At 72.3% G+C, this 9,657-nt stretch carries 7 protein-coding genes; 2 read left to right on the forward strand and 5 right to left on the reverse strand.

The genetic code is table 11. The features are described from left to right. Positions 1–389 precede the first annotated feature (389 nt). Together V6V89_RS40330 and V6V89_RS40335 are read left to right on the forward strand one after the other, a co-directional pair. Positions 390–1,583, forward strand: a complete 1,194-nt coding sequence (locus V6V89_RS40330) for a thiolase family protein (protein ID WP_334624983.1) — start codon at positions 390–392, stop codon at positions 1,581–1,583. Continuing rightward, positions 1,583–3,604, forward strand: coding sequence for a 3-hydroxyacyl-CoA dehydrogenase NAD-binding domain-containing protein (locus tag V6V89_RS40335; RefSeq protein ID WP_334624984.1), 2,022 nt, complete (start codon positions 1,583–1,585; stop codon positions 3,602–3,604). Before V6V89_RS40330 ends, V6V89_RS40335 begins: the two co-directional genes overlap by 1 nt. Before the next feature lie 65 nt (positions 3,605–3,669). Here V6V89_RS40335 and V6V89_RS40340 read toward each other — a convergent pair whose 3' ends face one another. From V6V89_RS40340 to V6V89_RS40360, 5 genes are read right to left on the reverse strand one after another with little or no spacing between them, the layout of a single operon-like run. Next, positions 3,670–4,878 carry a sensor histidine kinase gene (locus V6V89_RS40340; protein WP_334624985.1) on the reverse strand — a complete coding sequence of 403 codons (1,209 nt, stop codon included), beginning with the start codon at positions 4,876–4,878 and terminating at the stop codon, positions 3,670–3,672. A 19-nt stretch (positions 4,879–4,897) separates the two neighbouring features. Beyond that, complete coding sequence (locus V6V89_RS40345) at positions 4,898–5,557, reverse strand: response regulator transcription factor (RefSeq protein ID WP_334624986.1); 660 nt, start codon at positions 5,555–5,557, stop codon at positions 4,898–4,900. Positions 5,558–5,616: 59 nt separating this feature from the next. Then, on the reverse strand, positions 5,617–6,945 hold the full coding sequence (locus V6V89_RS40350) for an outer membrane protein assembly factor BamB family protein (RefSeq protein WP_334624987.1): 1,329 nt from the start codon (positions 6,943–6,945) through the stop codon (positions 5,617–5,619). Beyond that, positions 6,942–8,246, reverse strand: a complete 1,305-nt coding sequence (locus tag V6V89_RS40355; RefSeq protein ID WP_334624988.1) for an outer membrane protein assembly factor BamB family protein — start codon at positions 8,244–8,246, stop codon at positions 6,942–6,944. The genes V6V89_RS40350 and V6V89_RS40355 overlap by 4 nt, the downstream gene beginning before the upstream one ends. A 36-nt stretch (positions 8,247–8,282) precedes the next feature. Continuing rightward, entirely contained in the window at positions 8,283–9,548 is a 1,266-nt protein-coding gene (locus V6V89_RS40360; RefSeq protein WP_334624990.1) for an outer membrane protein assembly factor BamB family protein, read from the reverse strand. Positions 9,549–9,657: the final 109 nt, after the last annotated feature.

Genomic DNA, 9,657 nt, shown 5'->3' on the forward strand with positions numbered 1-9,657 from the left:
CTCTACCGCTTCATCCAAACCAACGCCATCACCACTTGACACAAGCCTTCACAGATCAAGGGCGAACGCACGCGGAAAAGAGATCGAACCACGTGCGTTTGCCCTTGATCGGCGGGGAGGAAGGGCGCGCCGCAGCGCGCGAGGGGCCGGAGGGCGCGCCGCAGCGCGCGAAGGGCCGGAGGGCGCGCCGCAGCGCGCGAAGGGCCGGGGGGACGCGCGGCGGCGCGAGGGCGAGCAGGGCGCGCCGCAGCGCGCGGGGGTGCGGGGCGGTGGGGGCGATAGGTTGGCGGGTGGGTGGGGTGATGTGAGCCACAGTGGGGGTGCTCACGGACACTGGTTACTGACGAGTAGCATCCGAGGGACAGCCAATCCCCACGAGGAGGCCCGCCGTGCCCCGTGAAGTCCGGGACGTCGTGTTCGTCGACGGCGTCCGCACCCCGTTCGGCAAGGCCGGGGGCTTGTATGCCAACACCCGCGCCGACGACCTGGTGATCCGCTGCATCCGCGAGCTGCTACGCCGCAACCCCCAGCTCCCGCCGGAGCGCGTCGATGAGGTGGCGATCGCCGCCACCACCCAGATCGGCGATCAGGGGCTGACGATCGGCCGCACGGCTGCGCTGCTCGCCGGCCTGCCCAAGACCGTGCCCGGCTACGCGATCGACCGGATGTGCGCGGGCGCCATGACCGCGGTCACGACGGTCGCCGGGGGCATCGCGATGGGCGCGTACGACGTCGCGATCGCCGGTGGCGTCGAGCATATGGGCCGCCACCCGATGGGCGAGGGCGTCGACCCGAACCCACGCATCCTGACCGAGAAGCTGGTCGACCCGTCGGCGCTCGTCATGGGCCAGACGGCGGAGAACCTGCACGACCGCCTGCCGCACATCACCAAGGCCCGCGCGGACGCGTTCGGCCTCGCGTCGCAGGAGAAGACCGCCAAGGCGTACGCGGACGGCAAGCTGCAGCAGGACCTCGTAACGGTGGCCGTGCGCGACCCGGAGGCCGGCTGGGGCCTCGCCACCGCCGACGAGGCGCCCCGCGAGACCAGCCTCGCGAAGCTCGCCACGCTGAAGACGCCGTTCCGCCCGCACGGCCGGGTGACCGCGGGCAACTCGGCGGGCCTCAACGACGGCGCCACCGCCAGCGTCCTCGCCGCCGAAGACGTGGCCCGCGAGCTGGGCCTGCCGGTCGGGATGCGTCTGGTGTCGTACGGCTTCGTGGGTGTGGAGCCGGAGGTCATGGGGTACGGACCGATCCCGTCGACGGAGAAGGCGCTGCGGATCGCCGGACTGTCCATCGAGGACATCGGGCTGTTCGAGCTGAACGAGGCGTTCGCCGTGCAGGTGCTGGCGTTCCTCGACCACTTTGGCATCGCCGACGACGACCAGCGGGTCAACCCGTGGGGCGGCGCGATCGCGATCGGGCACCCGCTGGCGTCGTCCGGGGTACGGCTGATGACGCAGCTGTCCCGGCACTTCGCTGAGCACCCCGAGGTGCGGTACGGCCTGACCGCCATGTGCATCGGCATCGGCATGGGCGGCACGGTCATCTGGGAGAACCCGCAGTGGGAGGGGCAGCGCTGATGGCGCACGAGGAAACCACATACCACGAAGTGGTCACGAAGGCGCTGCTGCGCCTCATCGATGTACCCGGGCTCGACAAAAAAGCCGCACTGATCACATTGGACAATGGCTTCGACCACAAGAAGCCCAACACGTTCGGCCCGGAGGGGCTCGCGAGCCTCGACACGGCCATCACCGAGGCCCTGAGCAAAGACCCGGCGTTCATCGCGGTCACCGGCAAGCCGTACATCTTCTGCGTGGGCGCGGATCTCACCGGCATGTCCGCCGTGACCGACCGCGAGCAGGCGCTTGAGGTTGGCCGGCTCGGACACCGCGTGTACGCGCGGCTGCGTGACAGCAGCGTGCCGACCTTCGCGTTCGTGAACGGCGCCGCCATGGGCGGCGGCCTCGAACTGGCCCTGCACTGCCACTACCGCACGCTGTCCGGCGGCGCGGCGGCGCTCGCGCTGCCGGAGGTCCTGCTCGGCCTGATACCAGGTTGGGGCGGCACGCAGCTGCTGCCGAACCTGATCGGCATCGCGCCCGCGGCGCAGGTGATCATCCAGAACCCGCTGACGCAGAACAAGATGCTCCGGCCCGCCCAGGCGGCCGAGATGGGCATCGCGGACATCCTGTTGGAGCCGGCGGACTTCCTGGAGCGCTCGCTGGAGTGGGCGGCCGGCGTGGTGCGCGGCGAGGTCACCGTGACCCGGCCGGAGGTCGACCGGGACATGTGGGACGGCGTGCTGTTCTTCGCCCGCAAGACGCTCGACGACCGGCTGCACGGCGCGGTGCCGTCGGCGTACCGGGCGCTGGACCTGCTGGCTCTCGCCAAGGACGCGCCGTTCGCGGAAGGCACCGCCGCCGAAGACGAGGCGCTCGCCGATCTCGCGCTGAGCGAGGAGTTGCGCAGCGGCCTGTACGCCTTCGACCTGGTGCAGCGGCGCGCCAAGCGTCCCGCCGGCGCGCCGTCTCCGGCCCTCGCCCGCGACATCACCAAGGTCGGCCTCGTGGGCGCCGGCCTGATGGCGGGCCAGATCGCGTTGCTGTTCGCCCGGCGGCTGGAGGTACCGGTCGTACTGACCGACCTCGACCAGGCCCGGGTCGACAAGGGCGTCGCCTACGTGCACGGCGAGATCGACAAGCTGGTCGCCAAGGGCCGGCTGGACGCGGGCAAGGCCGCCAAGCTGCGCGGTCTGATCAGCGGCTCGGTCGACAAGGGCGTGTTCGCCGACGCCGACCTGGTCGTGGAGGCGGTCTTCGAGGACCTGGGCGTGAAGAAGCAGGTCTGGGCCGAGGTCGAGAAGGTCGTCTCGCCGGAAACGGTGCTGGCGACCAACACGTCGTCGCTGTCGATCAGCGCGCAGGCCGCCGACCTGGAGCACCCGGAGCGGGTGGTCGGGTTCCACTTCTTCAACCCGGTCGCGGTCATGCCGCTCCTGGAGATCGTCCGGGGTGAGCACACCGACGACGCCACCCTGGCGACGGCGTTCGCGGTCGGCAAGGCGCTGAAGAAGTCTTGCGTACTGGTCAAGGACGCGCCGGCCTTCGTGGTGAACCGGCTGCTGACCCGCTTCCTCGGCGAGATCTTCGCGGCCGTGGACGAGGGCACCCCGCTCGACGTCGCCAACGAGGCACTCGACCCGCTGGGCCTGCCAATGCGGCCGCTGCCACTGCTGCAGCTCGTCGGCCCGGCGGTGGCCTACCACGTGGGTGGCGTCCTGCACGGTGCGTTCCCGGACCGGTTCCCGGTCAGCGAGAATCTGCGCCGCCTCGCCGAGGCCGGAAAGCCACTCCTGGTCGACAACGAGGTCGACCGGGAGGTGGCGGCGCTGCTGGAGGTGGGTGATCAGCCGTCGACCGCCGAGCAGGTACGCCAGCGAGCGCTCGACGCGCTGGCCGTGGAGATCCGGCTCATGCTCGACGAAGGTGTCGTCGCCGAGGCGGCGGACATCGACCTGTGCCTGATCCTGGGCGCCGGCTGGCCGTTCCACCTGGGCGGCATCACCCCGTACCTGAAGCGGGCCGGCTACCTGACCTGACCCCCATACCTCTAAGTGATCAGGGCGTCCTCGATGTCGTAGCTACGACTTGGAGGACGCCCTGATCACGAGGACTGCTTCACGGCCGCGGTCGCGGCCACCACGGGAGTGGTGTGGCCCGCGGGCAGCGTGACGGTGACCTCCAAGCCGCCGCCCGGCTGGGCGGCGGCCGTCACCGTGCCGCCGTGCGCGTCGCACACCGCCCGCACGATCGACAGGCCCAGGCCGGAGCCGCGCGCGCCCGTACGCTCCCGCCCGCCACGGCGGAACGGCTCGAAGAGGCCCGGCACATCCGCCTGGTCGACCTCGAAGCCGGTGTTGCCCACCACGAGCCAGGCGGCCGCCGCGTCCGAACCGGTGCGCGCCCACACCTTGCCGTGCAGGTGGTTGTAGCGGATCGCGTTTTCGATCAGGTTGCCCGCGAGCCGGTCGAGCAGGCTCGGGTCGCCGACGACGGGCGCGGGCTTCAGCGACGTCGTAACGGTGAGCTTGAGGCGGTCGGCCTCTCCCCGTACCGCCGACAGCGCGTTGGTCGCGGCGGTGGCCATGTCGGTGGGCACCTTGCGGACCAGCCGCCGTCCCGACTGGGCCTCGCTGCGCGCCAGCACCAGCAGCGCGTCGACGAGCCCGTTGGCGCGCTCGGACGCGTCCCGCACGACGGTGGCCATCCGCCGGAACTCGGCCACGTCGGCCTCGTCGTCGGCCAGCGTCACGTCGATCTCGGTGCGCATGACGGCGAGCGGGGTGCGCAGCTCGTGCGACGCGTTGGCGACGAACCGTTTCTGCGCCTCGAAAGACTCGCCCAACCGGTCGAGCATCGCGTCGAACGTGCCGGCCAGCTCGGCCACCTCGTCGTCCGCCCCCGAGTACCGGATGCGCTGGTCGAGCGTCTCCTCGCTGAGCCGCTGCGCCATCGAGGTGACCCGGTGCAGCGGGCGCAGCGCCCGGCCCGCCACCGCGTACGCCCCGGCGACCCCGACGATGCTGATCGCCAGCAGCGCGACGAGACCCTTGGCGAGCAGCTCCTGCGACGCCGAGTCGACCACCTGCTCCTGCCAGTCGCGGGCGTCGAGCGACCGGCCGTCGGCCAGTTCGACGGTGGTGCCGGTGCGCAGCTCGTCGGCCGGGCGTAACGCGTCACCGACGAGCAGCCAGGCGAGCATCACCAGGATCGCGCCCGCCCCGACCAGCAGTACGCCGTTGAGCAGCGTGAGACGGAGCCGGAGCGTCGGTCTGAGCCGGTGCCGGCCCGGCCGTCCAGAGTAGATGGTCATGCGCCGCCAGCTAGCACAGTCATATCGTCACCCGGTATCCCGCGCCCACGACCGTTTCGATCAACGGCGGGTCGCCGATCTTCTTGCGGAGGGTCATCACCGTCACCCGGACGGTTGTGGTGAACGGGTCGGTGTTCGCGTCCCAGACCCGCTCCAGCAGCTCCTCGCTCGACACCACACCGCCGCGCGCCTTGAGCAGCTCCTCCAGCACGCCGAACTCCTTGCGGGTCAGATCGACCGGTTCGCCGGCACGGGTGACCACCCGCTTGGCCGGGTCGAGGATCAGGTCGGCGACCGCGAGCACCGGCGGCGCGGCCGGGGTAGCCCGCCGGCCCAGCGCCTGCACCCGGGCCACCAGCTCGTCGAACGCGAACGGCTTCGGCAGGTAGTCGTCGGCACCGAGCTGGAGCCCTTCGACCCGCTCGGCGACGGTGCCGCTCGCGGTCAGCATCAGTACCCGCGTCAGTGCTCCCGACGAGACCAGGTCGGCGCAGATCTGGTCGCCGTGCACGCCCGGCAGGTCGCGGTCGAGCACGACCACGTCGTACCGGGTGACGAACGCCATCTCGTGGCCGACCGAGCCGTCGTACGCGACGTCGACCGCCATGCCCTGCCGGCGCAGGCCCCGCACGATCGCGTCGGCCAGATTTTGCTCGTCCTCGACCACCAGAACCCGCATTCCCGGTCCACCTCCCGTGACAGCCTCCGCCTAGAGCTGTTAAGCCCGCGTGAGAAAGGCTAAAGCCGCCACACCCCGACGGAGGCATCCAGCCGGCGGCACAGGATCGCGTCGGCCCGGGCTTCGCAGTCGCCGGTGATGTCGGCGGCCGCCTGGATGACCCGCACCGACAGCGTCGCCGGGTCGAGCCAGGCGAACCAGGCCCGCAACGTGTTCAGGTCGATGCGTACGCCGAGCAGCCGGCCGTCGGCGTGGGGCGGCCCGAGCGGCGTCCACTCGCCGAGCACGCCGAGCTGGCGCCCCGTTTCCGGGTCGGCCACGACGAGCGGACCCCGGCCGGGCCGGCGGTCGGTCTGGTTGACCACTAGACGGTCACCCGCGCGGCGCGGGTTCGACCAGCCCGGCTTCGCCCAGCGGGTGTGGCCGGTGGCCGGGTCGAGCACGCGTACGCCGCCGAGGCGCGACAGCACGCACAGCGTCGCGCCACAGTCGGTCGACACGAACTCGGTGGACGGGTCGACCTCGACACTCCACCGCCGATCCAGCTGCTCCAGCCCGTACGCGGTCACCACCTTGCGGTCCTGGCGCACCAGGAGCAGGTCACCGGCGATCTGAACGTACCGGGAGGGCTCGGCCGGGCGGCGCGGCGGCAGCAGCCCGTCGGCCGCGGCGACCAGGTGGCCGTGCTCCAGCTCCCGCACCTCGACCCGCCCGGACGGCAGGAGCGTCGCCACCCGCACCGGCCGCTGGTTGTCGTACCGGTACGCCAGCCAGCCTCCCACCGGTACCCGATAGGACCAGCGGACGGCGGCCGTGCCCGGCTCGACGGCCTCGAGCGCCTCGCGCCCGGTGCCGGCGGCGGGCACGCCGTTCGGCGCGGTCCACAGCATGACGTTGCCGCGTCCCGGCGTAACGCCCTCGAACTGGGCCCGCCGCCGCCACATCACCCGCCCGGTGTCCTCGGCGACGGCGACGGTCTCGACCGACTCGAGCAGGTTCGGATGGGTGCTCACCAGCATCTGTCCACCCGCCGCGCCGACGCCACGCACCGCGCCGGTGATCGGCAGCGGCGCGCGCCACCGTAGCCGCGCGTCCGGCAGCCCGTAGGCGGCGATGCTGCGCGTCCCGGCCGGCCGGCCGTGGCTGCCGTCGATCACGTAGTAGCGGTCGCCCTCGCCGAACGCCACGTCGCCAAGCGAAGCGGGAATCGTCGCCTCGGTGAGCGGATGCGGCAGCGGCGCCGCGGCGCACAGCGTCACGCCCAGGGTGGCCGTCCCGACGAGGGCGGCGAACCACCGTCGCGACGACGGTGACCAGGCCCGCTCGGGCATGGGTTCGGGCGGCTGCTGCCGCGCCTCTCCCAACTCGATGATGCCGGTGCCGGTCACCCGTCCAGTCTGCGCCGTGGATACCAGACCGCGACAGTTCCACCGGCGCGCCGGCATGTGACGACGAGCTGGCCGGCCTGGCACGCGAACGAATCGCGCACCACGCCGAGTACGCGGGTGACGCCGGCGGCGGGATCCAGCTCGGCGATCCATGAGCGGCCGGTGCTGGGCTCGGTCCGCGCGGCGTACATGCGCCCGTCCGCGTTGATGGACATGGGTGGCGTATCCCAGCGACCCAGTTCGGCGATCTCGCGGCCGTCGGCCGGGTCGACGACCGTGATCCGGGCCGGCTCGAACGGCGGGCCGAACGCGACCAGCGCAGGCCCCGCGCGCCACAGCCAGCTCCATCGGTCGCTAGCCCATCGGGTACGGCCGGTGGCGCGCTCGATGACCCGGACACCCAGCGCCTGCCCTCCGACGCACAGCGTTTCGCTGTCGACGCATTCGCTGGTCACGTACTCGTTCATCAGGTCGATGTTCGCCTGCCACGCGGGCTGGAGCCGGTCCACGTGGTACGCGGTGGTGACCGGCGGGTCGAGCGCCCCCGCCACCAGCAGCAGCCCTTCGACGAGTTGCACGCCAGGATTGCTGTCGACCAGTGGGTCGAGCTCGGGCGGGGGCACCTTGCCGCGAACCACCAGCTCGCCGGTGCGAAGATCGCGCACCTCCACGGTGCCGTCACCGCGCCACCTCGCCAACCGCTCGCGGTCGTGGAGCACCATCTCCTCCAGGGGGACGGTGAGCGACCACCTCTCCACACCCGTCCACGGATCCAGCGCCACGTACATCGCCGTCTCTTCGTCACGCGGGTCGTGCGACAGGAACACCTGCTCGGCGCTGACGTCGCCAAGCCACCCGGCTCGGCGCCACAGCACCTCTCCGCTGCCCCCGTCGAGCGCGATGGTCTCCGGCTCGTAGGCTTCGGCCAGCGCGAAGAGGATGCCGCCCTCCGCGACCGCCGTCCGCAGCGGGCCCGCGGTCGACACGCTCCTGCGCCACTGCTCCTGCCCGCCCGGCACGCGGTACTTGACGATTTCCCGCTCGCCCTGCCCAAGAGAGTCGGTGCTGGGGCTCAGCAAGTAGATCGCGTCGGTGTTGCCCGAGATCACGGTCCGGTCACCGACCGCCGCCGGAAACTCCAGCATCACCAGCGCAGGCCGCACCGGCGCGGCGCCCGCCGCGAGCAGGGCCACCACCACCGTGGCCACCGCGCGGACCGCCCGGCGCTGTCGCGGTGTCCAGGGCGGCGGTCGGTCGTCGCCGACCGGCGCCTCCCGGACCTCCCCCAGGTCGATCACCATACGGTTGTAATCCCCCGGTCGTCCGGGTGGTTCCGTTTACTTCTGGTACGCCCAGACGCGCACCTGGCCACCCGGTGCGCGACACACTACGCTCGCCGTTCCCGCAACGCAGTCCCAAACGCGATTCGGCACCCGGCCGAGGTGCCGCGGTGCGCTGCCGTGCGGTTCGATGAGGGCGAGCCAGCGTTCGTCCTTGTCGGTGCCGCTCGCGTCTTGGGCGACGCCCACGAGGGGTGCGTCACCGCGCGCGTTCAGGGCGGTTTCCCAGCCGTCCAGCTCGACCTGCGTCCGGCCGCTCTCCGGGTCGATCGCCGTCAGCCGGTCGGGCCAGCGGGCGGCCACCACGATGCCACCGGTCTCGAACACCGTGTCCGCCCCCGGTACGTCCCACCTCTGGGCACCGGTCGCCGGGTCGACAGCCACGACACCGCCCGGCCGCGCCGTACACACCAGCCGCCCGCACGCGCCGAACCGGGGCGCGTCATCGTCCGACAGCGTCCGCTCCCAGCGCCGTTCCAGCGTGTCCGCCGCGTACCCGGCCACCCGCCGGCCGCCCGTCGCATCCTGGTACCCGACCATGATGGCGCCGTCGGTCGCCGTCGAGAGGTTGGGCGTCACCCCGGCGGGCAGCATCGGCCCCGTGCGCAGGATGGCGCCGGTGCGGCCGTCCCGCAGCTGCCCCTCACCGGTGCTGGTCAACACCAGCGCCCGGCCCGACCTGACGCTGCGCACGGCCGCATCCGCCGGAAAAGCAGCCGACCACAGGTCTCGCCCCGTCGCCAGGTCGAACGCCCGCACCGTCGCCCCACCGACGAACCCGGTGCGCCCGTCGTCGGCGACCGCCAGCCGCAGCGGCGTCGTCCACTTCACCTGCCCGGTGGCCGCGTCCAGCACGGTGGTCGGCGTGCCGTACCGCTCGCCCTGGAGCAGCCCCGTGACCAGGACCACGCCGTCGCCCCGCTGGACGTCGACGAACTGCTCCACATTGGACTCGTACGGCGCCCGCCACAGCATCCGTCCGCCAGGAAGCTCGTACGCGGTGAGCGTGGGCCGCCCGCTTTCTTCGGGCGCGGCCGCCACGAAGAGCCGATCACCGACCACCGCGAAATCCGCGTCCTCGGCCAGCGGATGGCTCGCCACCTCGGTCAGCGCGGCCGCCGGCGCGGGAGCCGAACCAGCGACGGCGAGCACCAGCCCCGCGCACAACACCTGCACGAACGGCCGAACCCCCCGAAGCGACCGCCACGCGTCCCGCAGCCGCCCGCCCGAAACCTCCCGCTCATACCCGAGCTCAATAACCACACCGATAACTCTGCCACGCCCACCCCCACAGGCCCCTCCATCCGCTCCCCCCCCCCCCCCCCCCCCCCCCCCCCCCCCCCCCCCCCCCCCCCCCCCCCCCCCCCCCCCC

The sequence above is a fragment of the Micromonospora sp. CPCC 206061 genome (assembly GCF_036906915.1).
Taxonomy (GTDB): Bacteria; Actinomycetota; Actinomycetes; order Mycobacteriales; family Micromonosporaceae; genus Phytohabitans.

Bases quoted from the DNA above. Each gene is read 5' to 3' on its own strand.
- V6V89_RS40335 (WP_334624984.1), top strand. From the start codon at position 1,583: ATGGCGCACGAGGAAACCACATACCACGAAGTGGTCACGAAGGCGCTG.
- V6V89_RS40340 (WP_334624985.1), bottom strand. From the start codon at position 4,878: ATGACCATCTACTCTGGACGGCCGGGCCGGCACCGGCTCAGACCGACG.
- V6V89_RS40345 (WP_334624986.1), bottom strand. From the start codon at position 5,557: ATGCGGGTTCTGGTGGTCGAGGACGAGCAAAATCTGGCCGACGCGATC.
- V6V89_RS40355 (WP_334624988.1), bottom strand. From the start codon at position 8,246: ATGGTGATCGACCTGGGGGAGGTCCGGGAGGCGCCGGTCGGCGACGAC.